The organism is Gemmatimonadetes bacterium SCN 70-22 (genome assembly GCA_001724275.1).
Lineage (GTDB): Bacteria > Gemmatimonadota > Gemmatimonadetes > Gemmatimonadales > Gemmatimonadaceae > SCN-70-22.
The window spans coordinates 18,164-41,686 of record MEDZ01000023.1 but is presented as its reverse complement, the minus strand read 5'-3'; the positions used below and the strand labels follow the sequence as shown (position 1 = coordinate 41,686).

The following is a 23,523-nucleotide window of genomic DNA, read 5'->3' as shown; positions in this document are numbered from 1 at the left end:
GGGTGGCTCACGCGACGACCTCGCCCAGGAACGACGTCCCGCTCCCACGGAACGCGAGGGCGAACCATTCCGCCACCGTCGCGCCCAGGTCGGCGAACGTCGCGCGCTCCGCCAGCTGGACCGGGCGCACGCGACGACCGGCCACGAGCACCGGCACGCGCTCGCGCGCATGGTCGGTGGAGGGCGTGGTGGGATCGTTGCCGTGATCGGCCGTGATGAAAAGCAGGTCGTCCTCGCGCAAGGCGGAAAGCAGCGACGGTAAGGCACGGTCAAACTGGCGCAGCGCCCCGTAGAACCCCGCGACATCGTTTCTGTGCCCGAATAGCTGGTCAAAATCTACTAGGTTGGCGAAGAGGAACCCACTCTCCGCGCCGTGAAGCCACGCCTGGATCCTGGCCAGCCCCTCGGCGTTGTCGGCCGTGTGGTGCGACGTGATCGCGCGCCCCGCGAAGAGATCGTCGACCTTCCCGATCCCCTGCCGCGCCACGCCCCCCTCGGCGAGGGCGTCGAGGAGCGTCTCCCCCACCGGCGCCAGGGAGAAGTCCCGCCGGTTGGGGGTCCGCCGGTAGTCGCCATCCTCCCCCACGAACGGGCGGGCGATGACCCGCGAGACGTTGTGCGGGGCCACCAGCATCTCCCGCGCCCGCTGGCAGATCCGGTACAGCTCCTCCGGGGGGACCACGCCCTCGTGCGCCGCCACCTGGAAGACCGAGTCGGCGGAGGTGTAGAGGATCACCCCCCCCGTCCGCTCCTGCTCGGCGCCATACCGGGCAATGACCGCCGTCCCGCTCCCGACGACGTTGCCGATGACCGGGCGTCCCGTTAGGCGCTCGAAGGCGGTCACCACGTCGTCCGGGAACCCCTGGGGGTACGTCGGGAACGGGACCGCGAGCCGCAGCCCGCACAGCTCCCAGTGCCCGGTGGTGCTGTCCTTCCCGGCCGACGCGGGCTGCAGCGTCGTGCGGGCGGCACGCGCCACCACGTCGCCGCGCATCCCCGCGAGCACGTCGAGCGTCCCCAGCCCTAACGACTCGAGATGCGGGAGCGCAAAGCCCCCCACCGCCCGCGCGGTGTTCCCCAGGGTATGGCTCCCGGCGTCGCCATAGGCGACGGCATCGTGCGCCGCCCCGATCCCCACCCCGTCGAGCACGATGACGATCGCCCGCCGGCCGCCGACGGATGCGCTCACGCCGTCCCCCCCGTGTACCGGCGCGGGACGCGCAGCTTGAGGCCGACCAGGAGTTCGTACGGCGAGAGCTCCGCCACGCGGGCCGCCTCGTTCACGTCGAGCTGTTCGTCCCCGTCCCGGCCGAAGAGCGTGGCCACGTCGCCCACCGCGCAGGGAACATCGGTCACGTCGACCATCGTCATGTCCATCGTGATCACGCCCGCCACCAGGGCGCGCCGCCCGTTCACCAGCGCGATGCCGCGGTTGCCGAAGGCCCGCCGGTAGCCGTCGGCGTACCCGCACGACAGCGTGGCGATGCGCCGCCGCCCGGGCGCACGGTACGTCGCGGCGTAGCTCACCGTGTCCCCCGCCTCGATGGTGCGCAGCTCCACGATGCGAGCGCGGAGGGAGGCGACCGGTTGCGGCGACACCCCCGCCCCCTCGCCCCCTCCCACGCCGTAGAGGAAGACCCCCGGGCGGGCGAGGCTCCACGGCGACGGCGACTGACGCTCGACGCCCGGGCTGTTCTCCGCATGCAGGAGCGGGATCGGCGTCCCCAGCAGCTGCAACGCGTCGCGGAAGCGTTGCTGCTGCACGGCCACCGACCCGTCGTTGCGCTCGGCCGAATGGAAGTGCGTGAAGGCACCGGCCGGCGGGTGCGCCGCCACGAGCGGGGCGACCGTGGCGACCTCCCGCCAGGCGACGCCGGCCCGGTTCATCCCGGTATCGATCGCCAGGTGCCACGCCCCGCCTCCGCTCTCGACCCAGGCGCGGATCGCCGCCGCGTCGCCGAAGGTCGGCGTGAGCCCCAGGCGCCGCACTTCGCCGAACTCGCTCGCCAGAAGCGGGGTGAAGACGAGGATCGGACGGCGGATCCCCGCGGCCCGCAGCTCCTCGCCCTCGCGAACCGCCGCGATCCCGAAGCCCCACACGTCGAGCGGCTCGAGGGCGCGGGCGACGGCGACGGCGCCGAGCCCGTACGCGTCGGCCTTCACCATGGGGAGGATCGGCTTCCCGGCACGGCGCGCCATCGTACGGGCATTCTGCTGTAACGCGCCAAGGTCGATGTCGACCCAGGCGCGTCGCGTGTCAGCGTCCATTGACCAAGGGCGTGAGGGGCGGGTAGTATAGGCCCTCGGAGGATACTATGCAAGCTAAAGCCACGCTTGAAGATACGCTCTCGCTGATGCGCGATCTCCGCGCCCGTTGCGAGTGGGACGCCGCCCAGACGCACGACTCGCTGCGCCCGTATCTCATCGAGGAGGCGCACGAGCTCGACGACGCCCTCCGCGAGGGGAACGCGACGCAGATGCGCGAGGAACTGGGCGACGTCCTCCTCCAGGTCCTGTTCCACTCGGTGGTGGCCGAGGAGCGCGGCGCCTTCGACATCGGCGACGTGGCCGGCGGCCTCGTCGCCAAGATGCATGCCCGGCATCCCCACCTGTACGGCGACGGCGAGCGAATCGCCTGGGAGACATTCAAGGCACGCAAGCGCACCTCCATCGAGGAAGGGCTCCCCGCCGGGCTCCCATCGCTCCACCGTGCCCACCGCCTGCAGGATCGCGCCGCCGGCGTCGGCTTCGATTGGGACGACGTGAACGGGCCGGCGGAGAAGGTGGAGGAGGAGCTGCGCGAAGTGCGCGACCAGCTCGCGGCCGCTCCGGTGCGGCGCTCGCCCCACGGCGCCCCCCAGCACGACGACGCGCACGCCGCCCTCGAGGCGGAGCTGGGCGACCTCCTCTTCGCCGTCGTGAACCTCTGCCGGAAGGCGGGGGTCCACGCCTCGCTGGCGCTCGACACGGCGAACGCGAAGTTCGCGCGCCGATTCGGGGCCATCGAGCGCCTGGCCGCCGAGCGCGGCCTCGACGTCAGGACGGCCGGACTGGCCGTGCTCGACGGGCTGTGGGACGAGGTGAAGGCGCAGGAGCGCACCGCCGGCGAGCGTTAGGCGCGCCCGCCACGGGCACCGTCCCCGGACGCGGGCATGCCCCCCCGGGGCGACGGCACGCCCCTCCTAGTCGACGTCGCTGCGCCCCTCGCCGAGGAAGGTCGGGTGCGCCAGCCCATTCGCACTCTCGTAGAAGCGGATCGCCCCGGGGGCGTGCATCTTGGCGATGAGGATCACCTGCCCGACGTGCCCCGAGAAGTGCTCCACGACGTGGTAGAGCGCGGAGAGGACCGTGGTATCGCGCCCCTGGATGCGGCGCGACTCGCCTAACGATTCGGGCCCCAGGGCGGCGAGGACGGCGTCGACCTCGGCCAGCGTCGCCTCCAGGTGCTGCAGGAGCCCGGCGGCGTCCATCCCGCCCTCGGCGGCGAATTCCGCGTCCCGCGCGCGGACGTCGGGCGCCCCCCCGATCCCGCTCACCACCCACTGGCGCACGTTTCCCGCCAGATGCAAGACCAGGTTGCCGGCGCTGTTCGACGCCGCATCCGGGCGCCACCAGAGCCGCCCCGCCGGGAGCGCCAGGAGCGCCGCGCGGAGCTTCGCCGGGTATTCCACCCCCAGGTAGTAGCGGGAGCGCTCGAGGAACCGCGCCCCCACATCGAACGGCGGCACGGGCGCGCTCATGGGCGCAGGCGGTGCATCATCCGCGGGAAGGGGATGCACTCGCGGATGTGGGGGGTGCCGCAGATCCACGCGATCGTGCGCTCCAGCCCGATCCCGAAGCCGGAGTGGACGAACGTCCCGTAGCGCCGCAGGTCGAGGTACCACCCGTACGCGTCCTCGGGGAGCCCCTCCTCGCGGATGCGCTGCAGGAGCTTGTCGTAGTCGTCCTCGCGCTGCGACCCGCCGATGATCTCGCCGTACCCCTCCGGCGCCAGGCAGTCGTCGCAGAGGACCGTGCGGGGGTCGGCCGGGTTCTCCTTCATGTAGAACGCCTTGGCCTCCCGGGGGTAGTTGCAGACGAAGATGGGGGTCTCATGGTCGGCCACCAGGAGCGTTTCGTCCTCCGCCCCCAGGTCGTCCCCCCACTTGATCGCACTTCCCTTGGCCTGCAGCGTCGTGACGGCGTCGGAGTAGTCGATGCGCGGGAACGGGGCCAGGGCCTTCTCCAGGCGAGCCGTGTCGCGCTCCACTTCCTGCAACTCCGGGCGACGACGCTCCAGGACGCGTCGCACGATGTGAGTCACAAGCTCCTCCTGCAACCGCATGTTATCGTGCGTATCGTAGAAGGCCATCTCCGGCTCGATCATCCAGAACTCGGTGAGGTGTCGCCGGGTCTTGGACTTCTCGGCGCGGAACGTGGGGCCGAAGGTGTAGATTCGCCCCAGGGCCGCCGCCGCCGCTTCCCCATACAGCTGACCCGTTTGCGCCAGGTACGCGTGCCCCTCATCGAAGTACTCGGTCGAGAAGAGCCCGGACCGCTCCCCGATGGCCGCGGTCAGGATCGGCGTGTCGACGTGGATGAACTCCCGCTCGTAGAAGAAGTCATGGATGGCCTGCTCCACCTCGTGCCGGATGCGCATGATCGCCACCTGCCGCGGCGAGCGGAGCCAGAGGTGGCGGTGATCCAGCAGGAAGTCGATCCCGTGCTCCTTGGGCTGGATCGGGTAGTCGACGGGCGAGCGGCCGAGGATCGTGAGTTCCGTCACCCCCATCTCGTGCCCGCCAGGGGCACGAGGCTCGGCACGAACCTCCCCGGTCACGGCGATGCAGCTTTCCTGCGTCAGGTCGGCAAAGCGTGCCCAGGCCTCCGCGGGGAGCTGGTTCTTGACGAGGACGCACTGCAGGACGCCCGTCCCATCGCGCATCACGATGAAGGCGATCTTGCCGGACGAGCGCAGGTGGGTCGCCCAGCCGCGGACGGTGACGGTGCTCCCCACGTGCCCGGGAAGCGCGGATATGGTAGCGTACGGAGTGGACACGAGCCGGATTCAAGGGGTCGATGATCGGCGTAAGCTATGAACGCACCGGGGGGCGTGCAACGGACGCGCGCGCGGCATGCGCGGGTGCCGCATGCGCGGGTGCCGCATGCGCGGGTGCCGCATGCGCGGGCGCGGCATGCGCGGGCGCGGCATGCGCGCCGCGGACGGCGCGCCGGCTGAGGGTGTGCCCATGATGCTGCGCACGCGTCTCGCGCTGGGCATCGGCAGCATCGTCACGCTGATGCTGGTCCCGGTGATGCTCTCCCTCGCGTCCATGCGGCAGCTGCGCACCGACACGGAGCGCATTCGCGACGTCGAGTTCCAGGCGGCGGTGGTGCTGGGCAAGGTGCGCACGGCGGTGCAGGAGCTCGACCAGGCCAAGGAGTACCTGTCGATCCTCCCCGAGGAGGCGACGCGCCAGCAGGTGACGGAGAAGCTGGCGGCCGTGCGGTCGCTGGTGGACTCGCTCGGGGCGCTCAACGGCCTGGCGGGGATCAGCCGGGTGCACGCCTCGTTGCAGCTGATCGCCGACGAGTCGGCGCGCACCTACCAGCTCGCCGCGGCCGGGCGGGGCGCGCTGGCCGACTCGGTGCTCGACAAGACCATCTCCCCGGCCATCGACGACATCGAGCGCATCCTCGCCTTCTCCGAGCAGTCCTTGCAGGACCGCACGCGCGAGCGCGTCAACGAGATCGCGCTCGAGTCGGTGCGGTCACGCAACACCTCCCTGCGCCTCCTCGCGGCCGCCGCCCTCCTCGCCGTCCTCATGGGCCTCTGGCTCACGCAGTCGGTGAGCCGCCCCATCGACGAGCTCGACGCCGGGATGCGCGCCGTGGCCGAGGGCGACTTCGGCCACCCGTTGCAGCTGGCGCCGCAGCGCCGCGACGAGTTCGGCCGCCTCGCCGCCTCGTACAACTCCATGGCCACCCAGCTACGCGAGCTCGACCGCCTCAAGGCCGAATTCATCTCGGTCGCCTCCCACGAGCTCAAGACGCCCATCAACGTCGTCATGGGCTACTTGCAGCTGCTGCAGGACAACGTCTACGGCGAGCTCAATCCCCGGCAGCTCGAGATCGTCAGCACCCTCACCGCCCAGAGCAAGTCGCTCGCGCGCCTCGTCCGCCAGCTCCTCGACGTCTCCCGCTTCGAGGCCGGCGGCGGCAAGGTCGAACCCCGCACCTTCCCCCTCCCCGCCTTCCTCGGCGACCTCGAACGCACCTTCCGCGTCCTCGCCATCCAGCGGAACGTCGGCTTCACCGTCACCCGCTCCATCGACCTCCCCGCCGACGTGCGGTGGGACCCCGAGCGCATCAACGAGGTCCTCGGCAACCTCCTCTCCAACGCCTTCAAGTTCACCCCCAGCGGCGGTCGCGTGGACCTCGAGGTGGAACGCGACGGCGAGCTGGTCCGGATGCGCGTGCGCGACACCGGGGCCGGGATCCCGGCCACCGAGCTGGCATACGTCTTCGAGAAGTTCTACCAGGCCAGCAACCAGACCACGGGGATCAAGGGGACGGGGCTGGGACTGGCGATCGCCAAGGGGATCGTGACCGCTCACGGGGGTAATATCGGGGTCGAGAGCACCGTCGGCGTGGGGACGACCTTCACCCTGCACCTCCCCATCACGTCGGCCGCCACTCGCCTGATGCCGTTTCACCAGCCCGAGGAGTCGACTGTCGCATGAGCCGTCCCCAGTTCGCTCAGCACCGGCCGGGACGCGCGCACCGTGGGATCGGGATTGCCGCACTCCCGATCGCCGCGGCGATCCTCGCCTGCCAGCGCCCGGCGCCCGCGATGCCCCCCCCGGTGATCCCCGAAGTCGTCGTCCCGGCCCCACTCTCCCCCTGGCCCGGCACGCTCTCCAGCGCCCTCCGCGCCGCCGAGGGCGGGCGCTTCGACGAGGCCGAGCGGCTCCTGACGGCGTTCAGCGTCGCGCACGCCGGGACGCCGGATGGCGCCGAGAGCGATTTCTGGCGCGCCCTCCTCAGGACCGATCCGGCCAATCGCGACGTCACGCCGCGCGAGTCCATGGCGCTCTACGACGCGTACCTGAGCGGCGGCGCCGCCCTCCCTCGTCATGCGGAGGCGCTCATCCTCCGTCGCGTGGTGGAATCGCTCGACTCCACGCGGTCGCTGCTCGCCACGGTGCGCACGTCGGCCGATGCGCGCGAGAAGGCGCGTGACGAGGAGATCCGCCGGCTCAACGACATCGTCGATCGCACGACGGCCGAGCTGGAGCGCATCAAGCGGCGACTCGCCGCCCGGCAGCCGTGACGCGCATCGGCGGGGCGACGCACCCCGTCTCCCGACGCGAAGTGACTTCCGCGCACCCCGTCTCCCGACGCGAAGTGACTTCCGCACACCCCGTCTCCCGACGCGAAGTGACGCCCGCACACCCCGTCTCCCGACGCGAAACGACGCCCGCGCCCGCCGTCACCCGACGCGAAACAGCTCCAGCGCGCGCGCGTAGCGCGAGGTGAGCGTCCCGCGCATCCCGGCGTGCTCGGCGCGCGTCAGCCCGGGATCGTCGGCCAGGAGGCGCTCGGCGATGGCGCGCGCCCGGTCGTTGAGCGCCTCGTCCCGCAGCAGGTCGGCCACGCGGAACGGGACGTCGCCGCTCTGCTTCTCGCCGAAGAGGTCCCCCATTCCGCGCAGGCGCAGGTCGGCGCGGGCGATCTCGAAGCCATCCTCGGTGGACGCGAAGAGGACCAATCGCTCGTGCGCCTCCTGCCCCACGTCGCCCAGGAGGATGCAGAACGACTCCTCCGCCCCGCGCCCCACCCGTCCGCGCAGCTGGTGCAGCTGCGAGAGGCCGAAGCGCTCGGGATGCTCGATGAGCATCACCGTCGCATTGGCGACGTCGATGCCGACCTCGATGACGGTGGTGGCGACGAGGACGTCGATGGCGCCGTCGCGAAAGCGGCGCATGATCGCGTCGCGCTCGTCGTTGGGGAGGCGCCCGTGCAGCAGCGCCACGCGGCGCGCCGCGAACGGACCGCTCGACAGCTCGCCGGCCATCGTGGTCGCCGCCTTGAGGTCGGTCTTCTCCGATTCCTCGATGACGGGATAGACGATGTAGGCCTGCCGCCCCTTGGCCACCTGCGCGTCGACGAACTGGAGGACGCGCGCGCGCGCCGACTCCGGCCGCAGCGCGGTGGTGATCGGCTTGCGCCCGGGCGGGCGCTCGTCGAGGATGGAGACGTCCAGGTCGCCATGGAGCGTCAGCGCCAGCGAGCGCGGGATGGGCGTGGCGCTCATCAGCAGGACGTCGGGCGACTCGCCCTTGGCGCCTAACGCGGCGCGCTGCTCGACGCCGAAGCGGTGCTGCTCGTCGATCGCGACGAACCCCAGTCGGCCGAAGTGCGTCCGCTCCTGCACGAGGGCGTGGGTCCCGACGGCGATGAGCGGCGCGGCCGAGCCCAGGCGCTCGTCGATGCGCCGGCGCTCGGCGGCCGCCAGGCTCCCGGTGACCAGCTCCGGCCGCATCCCCAGCGGGGCCAGCAGCCGCTCGAAGGTGCGCGCATGCTGTTCGGCCAGGAGCTCCGTCGGCGCCATCAGCGCCGCCTGGTAGCCGTTCTCCACCGCGAGGAGCGCCGCGAAGAGCGCGACGACCGTCTTGCCGCTTCCCACATCGCCCTGCAGGAGACGGTGCATGCGCCGGGGGGAGCACATGTCGGCGACGATCTCGCGCAGCGCGCGCGCCTGCGCCCCGGTGAGGGTGAACGGGAGCGACTCGCGCAGCTGCGTGGTGAGGGTGCGGCGGGGGGAGAAGACGATCCCCTGGCGCGGCGCGCGGGCCAGCGCGTTGGCGCGCCGGTGGAGCAGCTGCACGAAGAGGAGCTCGTCGAAGGCGAGCCGGTCGCGCCCCCGCGCCGCCTCGGCCACCGACTCGGGGCGGTGCACCATGCGCAGCGCCTCGGCCAGGGGCGGCACGCCCGCCGCCTGCACCACCGTGGCCGGGAGGTGCTCCTGCACCAGCGGGAGGAGCGAGGGGAGGTGCTGGTCGATGAGGGAGCGCAACTGCCGGGCGGTGAGGCCCTCGGTGGCCGGATACACCGAGAGGACGCGCCCGTGGGCGTTCCCCGAATCCTCGGCGCCGAGGTTCACGAACTCCCTCGGTTGCAGCTGCCGGCCGTGGTAGAAGCGGACCGGGCCGCTGAGCAGGAGGACGTCGTCCTTGTCGATCGTGCGGTCGAGGAACGCCTGTCCGGGCCACGAGACCTCCAGCATCCCGCTGGCATCGCGCACCACGGCCTGGAAGATGCGTAGCCCCTTGCGGGTGGGGAGGATCCCCTTGGAGATGACCCGTCCCATGACCGTCACGTCCATCCCGGGAGCGACGGCCGAGATCGGGGTGATGGTGCTGGCGTCCTCGTAGCGGTGGGGGACGTGCAGCAGCAGGTCGCGCGCGGTGTCGATCCTCAGCTTGCGCAGGAGCTGCGCGCGACGCTCCCCCACGCCCTTGAGGAACTGCACCGGCATGTCCAGCGTGATGCGCGGCGTGCTGGCGAGTCGATCGTCGCGTCGAACGGCCACTGGTCACTCCCACCGGATGTCGAGATCGCCCCCCGGCGTCCCTCGCCAGGGGGCGCGCCTATTCTTCCAGCAGTTCCTGCGCGAACTGGGCGGCGTCGAACGGCTCGAGGTCGGCCAGCTGCTCGCCGACCCCGATGAACTTCACGGGGACATCGAGGGCCTCGTGCACCGCCACGACGATCCCGCCGCGCGCCGTCCCGTCGAGCTTCGTCACCACCAGGCCGGTCACCGGGACCGCGTCCGAGAAGGTCCGGGCCTGCACCACCGCGTTCTGCCCGATGGTCCCGTCCAGGACGAGGAGCGTCTCGTGGGGGGCCTCGGGCATGCGCCGCTTGATGACGCGCGCGACCTTCCGCAGCTCGTCCATGAGGTTGTCGCTGGTGTGCAGGCGGCCCGCCGTGTCGATGATGACAACATCGGCCCCGCGCGTCACGCCGGCGTCGATCGCGTCGAAAGCCACGGCGGCGGGGTCGCCGCCGGCCTTCCCGCCGACGAAGTCGGCCCCCGTCCGCTCGGCCCAGACCCGCAGCTGGTCGATGGCGCCGGCGCGGAAGGTGTCGCCCGCGGCCACGATCACCCGCTTCCCCTCCTGGCGGAAGCGGTGGGCGAGCTTGCCGATGAAGGTGGTCTTGCCCGCCCCATTGACGCCGATGACGAGGATCACCGTCGGCGGGGTGGGGGCGGCCGCCAGCGCGGGGTGCGCGTTCCCCGTTCGCAGGGCCGCCTCGACCCCGGCGCGCAGCGCGGCCAGGAACTCGTCGTGCGTCCGGATCTTGCCGCGTTGCGCCTGGCGGTCGACCTCCTCCACCAGCTTCAGGGTCGTCGCGACGCCGAAGTCCGCCTCGAGGAGGAGCTCCTCGATCTGTTCGAGGGAGCCTTCGCGCGCCCCCTTCCGCACGAGCGCCCCCACGTCGGTGAGGGCGATATCCTTGATGCGCTGCCACAGCGACCGCCTGGGGAGGTCGCCCGAGCGCCGAAAGAGCCTGGCCATGCCCCCAAAGGTAAGGGGTCGGGGCGGCTTACCTAAGCCCGACGCGGCGCCGCGCGAGCCACTCGGCGCAGAGCGCGAGGAGCGCCACGGCGAAGAGCCAGGGGACGTCGCGCGCCCGAGGGGCCTCCCCCATCGTCGTCCCGCTCCCGATCGCACCATCCGCGACGGTCGGGCGTCTCGGGAGGAGCTCCGCCGAGGGATTCACGACGAGGAGCGAGCTCCCACCGGGCGTGCGGACCTCGTAGCGCCCCGGCGGCGGGGCCGGCTGCTGCGTGACCCCGTTGCCGCTCCCGAAGCGCAGGACGAGCGAATCCTCCCGTCCCCCGCCGTCGCGCCTAACGATCGCGGCCCGCACCACGCTGTCCCCCCCCGCGCCGCGCCGCCACTGGATCACCTCGCCGGCGCGCACCGCCCCCGGCACCGGGTAGGCCGCGCGCGCGTCGGCACTCTCCCCGGCCAGCCAGTCGAGGATGCTCCCCCAGACGGCGGTGAAGGCGTCGCTCCCCACGCCGCCGCCGAAGCGCCACCGCCAGAAGCCGGAGGCGCCCGCCACCAGCACGCGGCGCGGGCGCTCCCAGCCGACGATCGCCACCCGCTGGTCGAGCCGCCGCGCGCGACGCGTCTCCAGCACGTCGAACTGCGCGTTAGGCGGGAGCGCCGGGGACACGTCGAGGGGCGGGAGGGAATCCCACATCGTCCCGCTGAGCGGCGTGCTCATCGGCGACAGCGGGGCGCCGGTGGCGAACCACTCGCCCTGCGGGGCGGCCGGCGGCGCCACCAGGGCCAGCGCCCCCCGTGTCACCTCGCGCGGCGGGCCGAAGAGCGCGGTGTCCCCATGCAGCACCACCACCGGCGCCTCGCGCACCGCCCGCCGCACCACCTCCTCGCCCACCGGCTGCAACGCCTGGTCCTCGCGCCACTGCCCGGGGGCCACGCGAAAGTACGCGCGGGTCGGCAGGAGGACCGTCCCGCGCAGGAGCGCCGCCAGCTCGCGCGAGTCCAGGTCGGGGGAGGTCGACACCAGGACCGCCGCCGCCCCCGCCGTGAGGTCGAGCACGGCCGACGCGGCGTCGTTCCCCGGCTCGGCATCGCCCGCCACCTCGATCACGGCGCGCAGTTCGGCCGGGCCATTCCCGGCGGGGACGACGAACGTCATCGTGACCGTGCGCTCGCCGAGTGCGGGGAGCGCCTCGAACGGGAGCGAGGCGACGCGCCGCCCGGCGAGTTCCAGGCGCAACGTCCCGCCCGGCGCCGCGCCCGTCCCCGCCCCCACCGTCACTCGCACCGCGACGGTATCGCCGGCCGACGCCACGCGAGGGGCCCGCACGTCCACGACCGCGGCATCGGCCCCGGATCCCGCCGGGCCGATCACCACCCGCGACCCGGCCGGGACCGCGCGCAACGCCTCGGGATCGTCGATCTCGCCGTCGGTGAACACGACGAGCGGGCGCCCGGCCGCCATTGCCCGCTCCGCGGCGGGGCGCACGCGCGAGGCGCGGTCCGTGGTCGTTAGGCTGTCGCCCGCCAGCCGCAGCGAATCGCCGAACAGGTAGAGGGAATCCCCGCCCTCCTCCCGCGCCCGGCGCGCGAGCGTGGTGAAGGCGGCGGCGTCCCTCCCCCGCCCCCACGACGCCGAGACGTCGAGCGCCACCAGCGGGGGCGGTACGCGGCGCGCGCCGACCACGGCGTTGAGGGCGAGCGCCGCCAGGCTCGTGACCGAGAGGGCGCGCAGGAGCGCGGGGACGAGGCGTCCGTGGGCGCGGACGCGTGCGTACGCCGCGCCGGCGCCCGCCGCACCGGCGGCGAGGGCGATCAACCAGGAGATCATGACGGGAAATTACGCCCGGGGAACGCCGGACGCTGTGAACCGGTCAGTTGGAGTCGGCCACCTGCGTCGACGCACGCTGCAGCATCGCCAGGTACGTCTGGCGCGCCCGATCGAACGCCGGGCGTTCGGCCGCAGCCAGGGGGACCCCTCCCGTGCTGGCCAGCGCCGAGCGCGGGTTGCGCTGCACGCCCCCCACCAGGACCTCGAAGTGCAGGTGCGGCGCGGTCGCGAGACCGGTCATCCCGACGTATCCCACCGTCTGGCCGATGCCGACGCGGCTCCCGCTTCGCACCCCCTGGGCGAAGCCGCGCAGGTGGCCGTAGCGCGACACGAAGCCATTGGCGTGCCTAACGTCGACCACGTTGCCGTAGCCGCTCATGCGCCCGGCGCGCACCACCACGCCATCGCCGATGCTCCGCACCGGCGTCCCCGACGAGGCCGCGTAGTCGGTGCCGCGGTGGGCGCGCCAGACGCCGAGGATGGGGTGCTTCCGCATCCCGAAGACCGAGGAGATCCGCCGGAACTCGAGCGGGGCGCGGAGGAACATCGCCTGCAACGACTTGCCCGTCGCGTCGTAATAGCGCCCCCGCCCGTTCCCCGCGTCGAAGCGGATGGCGTCGATCGACGCGTTGCCCGAGCTGTAGCCGGCGGCGAGGACGCGGCCGACGCGCACGGCGCCCTGGGGCCCCTGCTCGCGCTCGAACAGGACGCGGAACTCGTCACCGGGCTGGAGGTCGCGGCTCATGTCGAGGCGATACTCGAAGATGTCGGCGACGTTCCACGCCAGCTCGGCCCGTGCGCCCGCGGGGAGCTCGGTGGCGGCGCCCGCATTGAAGGCGTCGTACAGCGTGCGGGCAATCTCGCCGCGCACCACGAGCGTGTCGACCTTCCACGGCAGGCGCTCCTCGCGCCCCACCCAGCCGCTGTCGGTTCTCGTCAGGTGCAACAAGCGGTCGACCGCCAGCTGGAAGACGATCCGGCTGGGCGCACTCCCCTCCACGCGCCCCAGCGTCACCCGCATCCCCGCCGGGACGCGGCGCGGGTCGATGGTCGTCGCGGCATCGAGCGCCTGCGCCGCTTCCTGGTCGGTGAGCCCGCCACGCGCCAGCAGCCTCCCCAGCGTCTCCCCGCGCGCCAGCGAGTCGACCTGCTCCAGCCAGGTGGGGGTGCGTGTCCCCGTCAGCACCTCCCCCGGCCGCTTCTCCGGAATCGGACGCATGACGGCGATGGCGCCCCCCGCCAGGAGCGCCATCGCCGTGAAGACCACGAGTCGAGCGCGCCAGCCGCTCAATCCATCTGCCTCCGAATGAAGGTCGGGATGTCCATCGGGTCGATCTCCTCGTTGACGCGTGAGCTGGGCGGCGCGAAACGCCGATTGGGATCGTTCGGAATGGCGGCGCGCGTCGTCTGCCCGCCAACCACGGAACGCGCTCCCTGCCCCGTCCGCTGCGTGATCGGGATCACGTTGGACGCCGCGGCGGCGGCCGCCGCTGCCGGGACCGGCCTCGGCATCGGGATACCCCCCTGCGCCGCCACACGTTCCCCATTCGCCGCAGCGCCGTGCCCCAGGCTGAGTGGGACGTTCACGACCGTTCCCGTCTGCCCCAGCGCCTTGTCGAACCCGGTGGCGATGACCGTCACCCGGATCTCCCCCTGCATCGCCGGCTCGGACACCGCGCCAAAGATGATCTCGGCCTCATCGCCCGCTGCGTCGTGCACGATCTCGGAGATCTGCGTCACCTCGCCGAGGGTCAGGTCGCCGCCGCCGGTGATGTTCAGCAGCACGCCGGTGGAGCCGCCGATGGAGATGTTGTCGAGCAGCGGCGACGAGATGGCCTGCTGCGCCGCCTCCATCGCCCGGTTCTCGCCGCGCCCGATCCCCGTCCCCATGAGGGCCGAGCCGCCGTTCTGCATCACCGTGCGCACGTCGGCGAAGTCGACGTTGACGAGGCCGGTCTTGGAGATGAGGGTCGAGATGCCCTGCGTGGCGTGGAGCAGGACCTCGTCCGCCTTCTTGAGCGCGTCCTGGAACGGGATCCCCTTGCCGACGACCGCCAGGAGGCGTTCGTTAGGCACGATGATCATCGTGTCCACGTGCTTGCGCATCTCGGCAATTCCCATGTCCGCCTGGCGCATCCGCTTGCGCCCCTCGAACAGGAACGGCTTGGTGACGATGCCGACGGTGAGCGCCCCCGCCTCCTTGGCGAGCTCGGCGACCACGGGCGCCGCGCCGGTGCCGGTCCCCCCGCCCATGCCGCACGTGACGAAGACGAGGTCGGCGCTCTGCAGCACGCGGCCGACCTCGTCACGATTCTCGTCGATGGCCTGGCGCCCGATCTCGGGACGGGCGCCGGCCCCCAGGCCACGCGTCAGCTTCTTCCCGATCTGGATCTTCACGTCGGACTTCGACGCCAGCAACGCCTGCGAATCCGTGTTGATCGAGATGAACTCGACGCTCTCGAGGTGCTCCTCGATCATCCGGTTCACGGCGTTCCCGCCGCCGCCCCCGACCCCCACGACCTTCATGCGGGCGTTCTGTGATGCGTTGTCCTCGAATTCGAAGATCATGGCGCGCGCAGCTCCTCTTTTCGCGAGGATGGTCGGACAGCGATGGGGACACCGTTCGAAGAGCCGACGTCGCGTCGCCTCGTGGCGTCACAAGCGCGACCGCGGAACATCACGCCGACCTCACGTCATCGGCCTCCTCGATTCGCGGCAGAATATAATGCGTTCGCGCATTCCGGCTACGTGTGACGCAAGACAAAGTTCTGCGCCGCGTTCGCGTCGCGAGTGCGACCAATGTTTCTCCACAATCACCGGGAGAAGATCATCTTTGTAACACAACGGGCGGCCCACTTTCCGGTCGCCGCCCCTCCCATCCTAACGATGCCCCCCTCGTCTTCTCGTCTTCTCGTCTTCGCGTCCTAGAAGAAGTCCTGCAACCACGTCTTCACGCGCTGCGCCAACTTGTCCACATTGGGTGCATTGAGCTGCAGCTTGCGCCCGCTCGGCGACTCCGCGCCCAGCGCCACGCGGCTCGCCGCATACAGCGCAAGCCCCACCGCCGTCGCAAAGCGCGGCGCCTCCACCGCATCGACGAGTCCGCTGATATTTTCCGACGGGATCCCCACCCGTACCCCGGTCCCGAACACCTCGGCCGCGAGTTCGCTCACACCGGGGAGCGTCGCCGCCCCTCCCGTGAGCACGACGCCGGCGCTGAGCTTCCCCACGTAGCCAGCGGCCTCGATGTCGCGCATCACCAGGTCGTAGATCTCATCCATGCGCTGGTGGATGATGTGCGCCAGCAACTCGCGCGGAATCTGCCGATCGCCCTGCGCCACCGTGCTCGGCAGCGTGATGACCTCCGACGGGTCGACCATCGGCTCGTACGCACAGCCATACCGCTCCTTGAGCCGCTCGGCGTCGGCCTGCGTCACCCCGAGCCCGTGCACGATGTCGTTGGTCACGTTGTTCCCGCCGAACGGCACGGTCCCGAGGTGGCGGATCTTCGCCTCGTGGAAGACGGCGATGTCGGTCGTCCCCGCCCCCATCTCGATGAGGGCGACCCCCAGCTCCTTCTCGTCCTCCGTCAGGACGGCGAGCGCCGACGCCAGCGGCTCCAGCACCAGCAGCAGCGGCTTGTAGCCCGCGCGTTCGACCGCCTTGCGCAGGTTGAGCGCCGGCGAACTCCCGATCGTGACCAGGTACATCTCGGTCTCGAGGCGCGTCCCCACCATCCCGACCGGATCGCGGATCCCCTCGTTCTTGTCCACCGTGTACTCCTGCGGGATGCTGTGCAGGAGTTCGCGCTCGGGAGGAATCGCCTGGGCCCGCGCCACGGCGTTGGCCCGCTCCACGTCACCCCGGGTGATCTCGTCGCCACTCACGGCCACGATCCCCTTGGAGATCATCGCCTGGACGTGCTCGCCCGCGATCCCCACGTAGCAGGCGTCGACCTTGGCCCCGGCCATCTGCTCGGCGTCGCTCACTGCCTTGCGGATGGACTGCGTGGTCTCCTCGATGTCCGCCACCACGCCACGTCGCAACCCGGTCGTGCGCGACTGCCCAACGCCGAGCACCTTGATGCCGGGGTGGCGCGGGAGGTCACCCACGACCTCGGCGATGATCGCCGTCGTCTTGGCGGATCCGATGTCGAGTCCTGCAACCAGTCGTTCGACGTTCATGGAAGTCGGGCGATGACGAGGTCCTTGTAGCGCAGGTCGAGCTCCACGGGACGCAGGCGGCGCTTCGCGAGGTCGGCCTCGACGGAAGATAGCTGGAGGAGGCGATCGGTGCTCAGGTCCAGCATCGCCCGCACCCCGACATCCACGAGCTGCAGGTACACTTCGTCCTTGCCCACGCGCCGCGCCTCGCTGACACGGGCATAGTACTCCGGCCATTCGGCGCGCACGTCCGCGAGCAGGCGGAAGAGCGCGGTGTCGGCTCGCGGGACGATCGGCAGGTCCACCCCCCAGCGGGCCGGGTCGAGCGGGAGGGGGCGTCCGCTATCGTCGTACACCTTGAATCCGCTGGGCCCCGGGACGAGGGCGATGGGGAGGTTCTCTTCCACCGTGACGACGAGCGTGCTGGGCAGGCGCCGTGAGATGCGCGCGCTCCGCACCTGCGGGTGCGCCTCCGCGCGCACCCGGAGCGAGTCGAGGTTGCCCCAGATGGAGAAGGTCGTGTCCACCTCGAGGCGGGCGGCGATGTCGGCGGGGCGCGCATATCGCGTCCCCCGCACCTCGACCTGCTGTACCCTAAAGAACGCGAGATCATGTCCCCACCAGGGCATGGTCCCGACGGCGAGGGCCGCGAGCACGATCCCCAGGAGGTACCAGCGCAGCCGGATGCGCCGGGGCGGCGCCGCCGCCATCCCCTCCGCCGGCGTGACGTCCCTCACGCCCCGCCTCGTCCGGCCAGGCGGTGCAGGAGCTCCGCCCCGGTGCGCGTGATGTCACCAGCCCCCATCGTGAGCACGACGTCCCCGTCGCGGACGAACGCGGCGAGCGCCGCCGCGGCGTCGTCACGCCCCCCTTGCCACTCGGGGGCGCTCCCCCCCGCCGCCATGCGATCGGCGATCAGCGCCGACGACACGCCCGGAATGGGCTGCTCGCGCGCCGGATACAGCGCCGTGAGGAAGGTCGCGTCGGCCGTGGCGAGGGCCTGCGCGAACCCATCGGCGAAGTCGCGCGTGCGGGAGTACAGGTGGGGCTGGAAGGCGACGACGAGGCGCCGGCCCGGAAAGGCCACCCGGGCGGCCGCGATCGTCGCCGCCACTTCGGTCGGGTGGTGCGCATAGTCGTCCACGATCTCCACACCCGCCGCCGTCCCCAGGCGCTCGAAGCGTCGCTCCACGCCGCCGAACGCCTCGAGCCCCGGGCGCATCGCCTCGACCGTGGCGCCTAACGCCAAGCCGCTCGCGATCGCCGCCAGGGCGTTGCGGACGTTGTGCAGCCCGGGGACCCGGAGGCGCAGCTCGCCGACCGGCTCTCCGTCGAAGGACACGCGCACCACGGTGCGCCCGTCCGCGCGCGACACCGGGGCACCCACCACGCGGGCGTGCCGGTCGTCCGTGCCGTAGCGCAGGACCTGCGCACCGGTGGCCACGTCGAGCGACGCCGCGCCCGCGTCATCGCCGCACACCACGATCGTGCGTGCCGGCGCCAGGAACGACTCGAACGCCGCCCGGATGTCGGCCAGGTCGCGGTAGATGTCGAGGTGGTCCGCCTCCACGTTCGTGACCACCGCCACCGTGGGCGTCAGGGCGAGGAAGGACCGGTCGTACTCGTCGGCCTCGACGACGAACAGGGTGTCGCCGTCGTAGCGGAGGTTCCCGCCCCAGGCCTTTACGCGCCCGCCGGCGATTCCCGTCGGGTGCAACCCCGCCGCCGCCAGCGCCTCGGTCGTCATGACGGTGGTGGTCGTCTTGCCATGGGTCCCCGCCACGGCCACGAGCGTCCCGCCGGCCACGGCCTCGCCCAGCGCCTCGGCGCGCCGGATGATGGGGAGGCCGGCGGCGCGCGCCGCCTCGAGCTCGGGGTGGTCCCGCCGCAGCGCCGAGGTGACGACCAGGGCACGCGCCTCGGCCACGTGCGCCGGGGCATGGCCCCCGTGCAGGGCGACGCCAAGGCGCCGCAGGTCGTCGGCTCCCTCGACGGCGGTATCGCACCCGCTCACCGCGATCCCGCGCCTAACGAACAGCTCGGCCAGGGCGCTCATGCCGGCGCCGGCGATGCCGACGAAGTGCACCGGCCGGGGATCGGTCGTGTCGAGGAGGCGCATCGTGTGCGGAATCTAGCGGGACACGAAAACACCGCTCAAGCCGAGCGCCCCGTGGCGTCCAGCAGCACCGAGAGGCGCTCGGCGATGCGCGCCGAGGCATCGGGACGCCCGCGTTGCGCCGCCGCCATCCCCCACCGCTCGCGCAGCGCCGCATCGCGGGCCACCTCGGCCACCACCGCCGCCAGGTGCGCCGGTGTCGCCTCGCGCTGCGCGATCCACCGCGCCGCCCCCGCCTCGGCCAGCGCACGGGCATTCGCCGTCTGGTGGTCGGCGGCGGCGGTCGGGAGCGGGACGAGGAACATCGGGATCCCCCAGGCGCACAGCTCGGCGGTGGTCATGGCGCCGGCGCGCGCGATCGCGAGGTCCGCGCACGCGTACGCCTCGGCGATCGGCGCCAGGTACGGGTGCACGACGACGTGCCGCCCGGCGCGAGCGGCGTGCCGCTGGAAATGATCGCGCCCCGTCCCCCAGATCACGCCCACCCCCGGCGGGAGCCCGTGCGCGATCCAGCCATCCACCAGCCCGTTCAGCGCCGCCGACCCCTGGCTCCCCCCGAACGCCAGCACCACGAAGCGCACCGAGGCGTCGAACCCCCAAACCGTACGTTGCATCTCCCGGTCCGGACGCACGGCCGGGGGAGGCTCGATCGGATTCCCGGTGTCGATGGCCCGCGCGCGCGCCGCCGGCGGCAGCCCGCCGGCGGCCTCGGGAAAGCCGAGATAGACTTCGCGCGCCCAGCGGGCGAAGAGCGCCACGGTCTTCCCCGGAAACGAGTTCTGCTCCTGCAGCACGTACGGGATGCGGTGTGCCGCGGCGAAGGCCAGGGCGCCGGAGGCCGCGTACCCCCCCGTCGCCACCACGAGCCGCGCCGGCGCGTCCTGTTCCAGTGCCGCGAGGCGGCGCCATCCCTGCACCAGCCCCGCCATCGTGCGCCAGTTGCGCCAGGGCGCCGAGCGATACACCGGGTGCAGGTCGAGCAGCGTGTGCGGGAACTCGGTGTCGGGAAGGATCACCCGCTCGATGCCGCGCGTCGCCCCGACGAAGTGCGGGCGCACGTCCGGGCGCAAGCGCACCAGGGCGCGGGCGATGGCCAGCGCCGGGTACAGGTGCCCTCCCGTCCCCCCTCCAGTGAAGAGTACCCGCACGCGCGCCCCTACCCCGGCGACGTCGCCGTCGCGCCGTAGACCCGCTCCCTCGTGCTCCCGATGTTCACCAGGATCCCGGTGAGGACGAAGCTGAGCAGGAGGTTCGAGCGGCCGAACGAGACGAACGGCAGGGTGAGCCCCGTCGTCGGCAGGAGCCCGATCACCACGCCGATGTGCAGGTAGGCCGTGATCGACGTCGTGCAGGTGAGCCCGATGGCGACCAACTGGAGAAAGCGGGAGCGGGCCTGGTGCGCGATGCGGAACCCCAGCCAGGTGTAGAGCCCGAACACGATCACGATGAACGTCATCCCGAGGAAGCCCAGCTCCTCGCCGATGTTGCTGGCGATGAAGTCATTGTACCCGAACGGGACCCAGCCGTACTGCTGCATCCCTTCCCCGAACCCCTTCCCCAGGAAGCCGCCCGAGCCGACCGCGATCAGCGATTGGCGCAGCTGGAAGTTGATGGCCTCCGGCGCGTCGCCCGACCCCATGAAGGAGAGGAGGCGCGACATGGCGTACTGCCGCTTCTCGACCTCGTGCCAGAGGAGCGGCGCGCCCATCATCCCCAGCAGGATGAAGTGCCCGATCCGCACCCCGGCGGCGAACAGGACGATTCCCATGAGGAGGGTGAACATCATCGCCACCGAGAGATCGGGCTGGAAGAAGGCGAGCAGGTCGAGCACGCCGACCACCATGAGGAACGGGAGCAACCCCTTGGTGAGGCGCCGCATCTGGTCCCCCTTCTTGAGCACCAGCATCGCCGTCCAGATCACCACCGCCAGCTTGCCCAGCTCCGACGGCTGCACCGACGCGCCGAAGACGAACCGCCTGGAGCCGTTGACGGACGGGGCGATCGACTTGGTGAACGGCAGGACGGTCAGGAGCATGAGGAAGAGCGTGACCGCCATGAGCGGCCATGCCAGCTTCTGGAAGCGGTCGGCATCGTACTTGGCGGCGAAGGCGAAGGCGACGATGCCCACGCCGACTCCCGCCAGCTGCCGGAACAAGTAGTACGTCGAGGCGTGGTCCGCCTGCATCGCCACGAACGCGCTCGCACTGTACAGGGTCGCGAGTCCGAAGGCGGTGAGCAACGCCGTCACCAGCACGAGCGCGCGCGCCTCGACGCTCATCGCCCACCGCTCGCGCACCTGCGTCGGATCGTGCATCACCCCTCGCCGCGGGCGGCCGCCGCAAAGGTGCGTCCCCGCTCCTCGTAGTTCCGGAACATGTCGAAGCTCGAGCAGGCCGGGGCGAGGAGCACCGTGTCACCGGGGCGCGCCAGCTCGCGCGCGCGCTGCACCACGGCGTCGAAGCCCCCGTCGACGCGCTGCACGGCCGCGCGCCCGGCCAGGTCGCCCTCGATGAGCGGCGCCGCCTCACCATACGCCAAGACGATCCGGCAGTGACGCGCAATGGCGCCGATCAGCGCGGTATACGGCTCGCCCTTGTGCCGCCCGCCGAGCAGCAGCACGGCCGGCCGGGTCATGCTCTCGATGGCCACGCGCGCCGACTCCACGTTGGTCGCCTTGGAATCGTCGATCCACAGGACACCGCCCACCTCGGCCACCGGCTCCAGTCGATGCGGGAGCGCCCGGAACGCCCGCAGCGCCGCGGCGAGCCGGGCACGATCGTCGAGGCTCTCGTGCGCGTCGTCGGTCGCCATCACGGCCAGCGCCGCCGCGAGGGCGTTCGCGACGTTGTGGTCGCCGAGGAGCGGGAGCTCGCGACGCAGCATGAGCGTCTCGTCGCGCACGATCAGCTGCTGCTTCCCCTTCCCCCCGAGGAACGCATCGCAGAGGCGGCCGGACGTGGCAAACCGGTGCTGGACGCCCGGATGACGCTTGACCATCGCCATCACGCCCTCGTCGTCGGCGTTGACCACCCACTGCGACGCCGGCGTCGCGTGCCGGAACAGGAGCTCCTTGTCGGCATAATACGCGTCGACGCTCGGGTAGCGATCGAGGTGGTCGGGGGCAAGGTTGGTCAGGACGCCGACCGCGGGCGCCATCGACGGCGTGTCGTGGAGCTGGAACGAGGACACCTCCAGTGCCACCCACGAGGGGGGCGTCGGCCGGAGGGCAAGCTCGCTGAGCGGCGTGCCGATGTTTCCCGCGGCCTCGGCCGCCACCCCAACGCTCCGCAGCAGGTGGGCGACGAGGGCGGTGACGGTCGACTTGCCGTTCGTCCCGGTGATGGCGACGTACCGGAGCCCCGGCATCGCGGCCAGCGCCAGCTCGACCTCGCTGATGATCGGCACGCCGGCCGTGCGGGCGGCCACCAGCGCCTCGGCATCCGGCGGGACGCCCGGGCTCGTGACGACGAGCGCGGCCCCGGCGACGCGCGCCAGGTCGTGCGCACCCGACTGGACGCTCGCCCCGATGGCCCGGAGCGACGCATCCGTCCCGGCCGGCGTTGTGCCGGCATCGGAGGCGTAGACCTGCGCGCCAAGCCGGCGCAGCAGCATCGTCGCCGAGACGCCGCTGCGTCCCAGTCCCACCACGGCGATCTCGCCGCGCGTCCAGTCGTAGGGTACGGTCATCACGAGGGGGGATACGGGTCAGCGCAACTTGAGGGTGGTGAGGGCGACGAAGGCGCACAGGATCCCGAGGATCCAGAAGCGCACCACGACCTGCGACTCCTTCCACCCCTTGAGCTCGAAGTGATGGTGCAACGGGGCGCGCAGGAAGACCCGATGCTCCCGCGCGTACTCGATGCCATGCCGCCGGCGACGCCACTTGAACACGCCGCGCTGGATGATCACGGAGAGCGTCTCGGCGACGAACACCCCGCCGACGAAGACGAGGAGGAACTCGCTCTTGAGCAGGATCGCGATCGCGCCGATGGCGCCGCCCAGCGCCAACGACCCCGTGTCGCCCATGAACACCTGGGCCGGGTGCGTGTTGTACCAGAGGAAGCCGATGCAGGCGCCGGCGAGCGCGAGGCAGAAGACCGTCAGCTCTCCCGCTCCACGCAGGTAGAAGAGCTGGAGGTACGCGCTGGCATCGACGCGCCCCATCACGTACGCGAAGAGGGCGAAGGTGACGATGGCGATCGCGGCCAGCCCCGCCGCCAGCCCGTCGAGTCCGTCGGTCAGGTTCACCGAGTTGCTCGTCCCCGTCAGGATGAACGTCGTGAAGGGGACGTACAGCCACGACAGCCCGACGGTCGCGGGGACGATGAGGACGTACTTCACGAACGGGAGCGTCGTCGAGGCGCCGGGGAGCGTCGACACCGGGAACTTCCAGAGGATGAAGCCGAAGATGAGGCCGATCGAGACCTGCCCCGCGAGCTTGTAGCGTTCGACCAACCCCTCGTTCTTCTTCCCTTCCCGCTTCTGCTTGAGCTTGAGGTAGTCGTCGAGGAAGCCGATCGCGCCCATCCAGACGGTCACCAGCAGCGCGAGGAGGACGTAGCGATTGTCGAGCCTCGTCCAGAGGAGCGTGGGGATGATCGAGCACGCCAGGATGATGAGCCCGCCCATCGTCGGCGTCGTCGCCTTCTGTTGGTGCGTCTCCGGCGTCCCCTCGCGAATCACCTGGCGCACGCGCATGGCGCGCAGCCGTCGGACGATTGCCGGGCCGATCAGGAACGAGAGGAGGAGCGCGGTGACCGCCGCCGCCGCCGCCCGCACCGAGATGTAGTTGATCAGCCGGAGCGGCGGGAAGTCGGCGACGAAGCGACTGAGGAGGAAGTGCAGCACGCG

General features: G+C 71.7%; 19 protein-coding genes. 3 read left to right on the top strand and 16 right to left on the bottom strand.

What is annotated here, in order from left to right:
* Window positions 1-7: 7 nt before the first annotated feature.
* Window positions 8-1,189, bottom strand: a complete 1,182-nt coding sequence (locus ABS52_12185) for a phosphopentomutase (GenBank protein ODT02763.1) — start codon at window positions 1,187-1,189, stop codon at window positions 8-10.
* On the bottom strand, window positions 1,186-2,268 hold the full coding sequence (locus tag ABS52_12180) for an alanine racemase (protein ID ODT02762.1): 1,083 nt from the start codon (window positions 2,266-2,268) through the stop codon (window positions 1,186-1,188). The genes ABS52_12185 and ABS52_12180 overlap by 4 nt, the downstream gene beginning before the upstream one ends.
* 47 nt (window positions 2,269-2,315) lie before the next feature.
* Between ABS52_12180 and ABS52_12175 the strand changes: the two genes are divergently transcribed.
* Window positions 2,316-3,116, top strand: a complete 801-nt coding sequence (locus tag ABS52_12175) for a hypothetical protein (GenBank protein ID ODT02761.1) — start codon at window positions 2,316-2,318, stop codon at window positions 3,114-3,116.
* 66 nt (window positions 3,117-3,182) lie between these two features.
* On the opposite strand, the gene ABS52_12170 is transcribed toward ABS52_12175, so the two are convergent.
* On the bottom strand, window positions 3,183-3,740 hold the full coding sequence (locus tag ABS52_12170) for a hypothetical protein (GenBank protein ODT02760.1): 558 nt from the start codon (window positions 3,738-3,740) through the stop codon (window positions 3,183-3,185).
* The gene (locus ABS52_12165) at window positions 3,737-5,038 is read right to left on the bottom strand and encodes an asparagine--tRNA ligase (protein ODT02759.1); all 1,302 of its coding nucleotides are present in this window, start codon (window positions 5,036-5,038) and stop codon (window positions 3,737-3,739) included. The genes ABS52_12170 and ABS52_12165 overlap by 4 nt, the downstream gene beginning before the upstream one ends.
* Window positions 5,039-5,159: 121 nt before the next feature.
* On the opposite strand from ABS52_12165, the gene ABS52_12160 reads away from it, so the two are divergent.
* Both ABS52_12160 and ABS52_12155 read left to right on the top strand, forming a co-directional pair.
* A complete protein-coding gene (locus ABS52_12160; protein ODT02758.1) occupies window positions 5,160-6,722 on the top strand; it encodes a hypothetical protein in 1,563 nt (520 codons plus the stop codon).
* Window positions 6,719-7,312: a hypothetical protein gene (locus ABS52_12155; protein ID ODT02757.1), complete on the top strand. Its 594-nt coding sequence runs from the start codon at window positions 6,719-6,721 to the stop codon at window positions 7,310-7,312. Before ABS52_12160 ends, ABS52_12155 begins: the two co-directional genes overlap by 4 nt.
* A 159-nt stretch (window positions 7,313-7,471) precedes the next feature.
* On the opposite strand, the gene ABS52_12150 is transcribed toward ABS52_12155, so the two are convergent.
* The 12 genes from ABS52_12150 to ABS52_12095 form a co-directional block, all read right to left on the bottom strand.
* Complete coding sequence (locus tag ABS52_12150; GenBank protein ID ODT02819.1) at window positions 7,472-9,520, bottom strand: ATP-dependent DNA helicase RecG; 2,049 nt, start codon at window positions 9,518-9,520, stop codon at window positions 7,472-7,474.
* Between the two features lie 112 nt (window positions 9,521-9,632).
* Window positions 9,633-10,565 carry a signal recognition particle-docking protein FtsY gene (locus ABS52_12145; protein ODT02756.1) on the bottom strand — a complete coding sequence of 311 codons (933 nt, stop codon included), beginning with the start codon at window positions 10,563-10,565 and terminating at the stop codon, window positions 9,633-9,635.
* 28 nt (window positions 10,566-10,593) lie between these two features.
* Window positions 10,594-12,393, bottom strand: a complete 1,800-nt coding sequence (locus ABS52_12140; protein ID ODT02755.1) for a hypothetical protein — start codon at window positions 12,391-12,393, stop codon at window positions 10,594-10,596.
* Between the two features lie 43 nt (window positions 12,394-12,436).
* Entirely contained in the window at window positions 12,437-13,684 is a 1,248-nt protein-coding gene (locus tag ABS52_12135) for a hypothetical protein (GenBank protein ID ODT02754.1), read from the bottom strand.
* Window positions 13,681-14,961, bottom strand: coding sequence for a cell division protein FtsZ (locus ABS52_12130; GenBank protein ODT02753.1), 1,281 nt, complete (start codon window positions 14,959-14,961; stop codon window positions 13,681-13,683). Before ABS52_12130 ends, ABS52_12135 begins: the two co-directional genes overlap by 4 nt.
* A 356-nt stretch (window positions 14,962-15,317) precedes the next feature.
* Window positions 15,318-16,577: a cell division protein FtsA gene (locus tag ABS52_12125; GenBank protein ODT02752.1), complete on the bottom strand. Its 1,260-nt coding sequence runs from the start codon at window positions 16,575-16,577 to the stop codon at window positions 15,318-15,320.
* The gene (locus ABS52_12120) at window positions 16,574-17,266 is read right to left on the bottom strand and encodes a hypothetical protein (GenBank protein ODT02751.1); all 693 of its coding nucleotides are present in this window, start codon (window positions 17,264-17,266) and stop codon (window positions 16,574-16,576) included. The genes ABS52_12125 and ABS52_12120 overlap by 4 nt, the downstream gene beginning before the upstream one ends.
* Before the next feature lie 23 nt (window positions 17,267-17,289).
* Window positions 17,290-18,675 carry a UDP-N-acetylmuramate--L-alanine ligase gene (locus ABS52_12115; GenBank protein ID ODT02750.1) on the bottom strand — a complete coding sequence of 462 codons (1,386 nt, stop codon included), beginning with the start codon at window positions 18,673-18,675 and terminating at the stop codon, window positions 17,290-17,292.
* A gap of 35 nt (window positions 18,676-18,710) precedes the next feature.
* On the bottom strand, window positions 18,711-19,820 hold the full coding sequence (locus tag ABS52_12110; protein ODT02749.1) for a hypothetical protein: 1,110 nt from the start codon (window positions 19,818-19,820) through the stop codon (window positions 18,711-18,713).
* A gap of 8 nt (window positions 19,821-19,828) precedes the next feature.
* Complete coding sequence (locus ABS52_12105) at window positions 19,829-20,986, bottom strand: hypothetical protein (GenBank protein ID ODT02748.1); 1,158 nt, start codon at window positions 20,984-20,986, stop codon at window positions 19,829-19,831.
* Window positions 20,986-22,359, bottom strand: coding sequence for a UDP-N-acetylmuramoylalanine--D-glutamate ligase (locus ABS52_12100; GenBank protein ID ODT02747.1), 1,374 nt, complete (start codon window positions 22,357-22,359; stop codon window positions 20,986-20,988). Before ABS52_12100 ends, ABS52_12105 begins: the two co-directional genes overlap by 1 nt.
* 18 nt (window positions 22,360-22,377) lie before the next feature.
* Entirely contained in the window at window positions 22,378-23,520 is a 1,143-nt protein-coding gene (locus tag ABS52_12095) for a phospho-N-acetylmuramoyl-pentapeptide-transferase (GenBank protein ODT02746.1), read from the bottom strand.
* Between the last annotated feature and the right edge of the window lie 3 nt (window positions 23,521-23,523).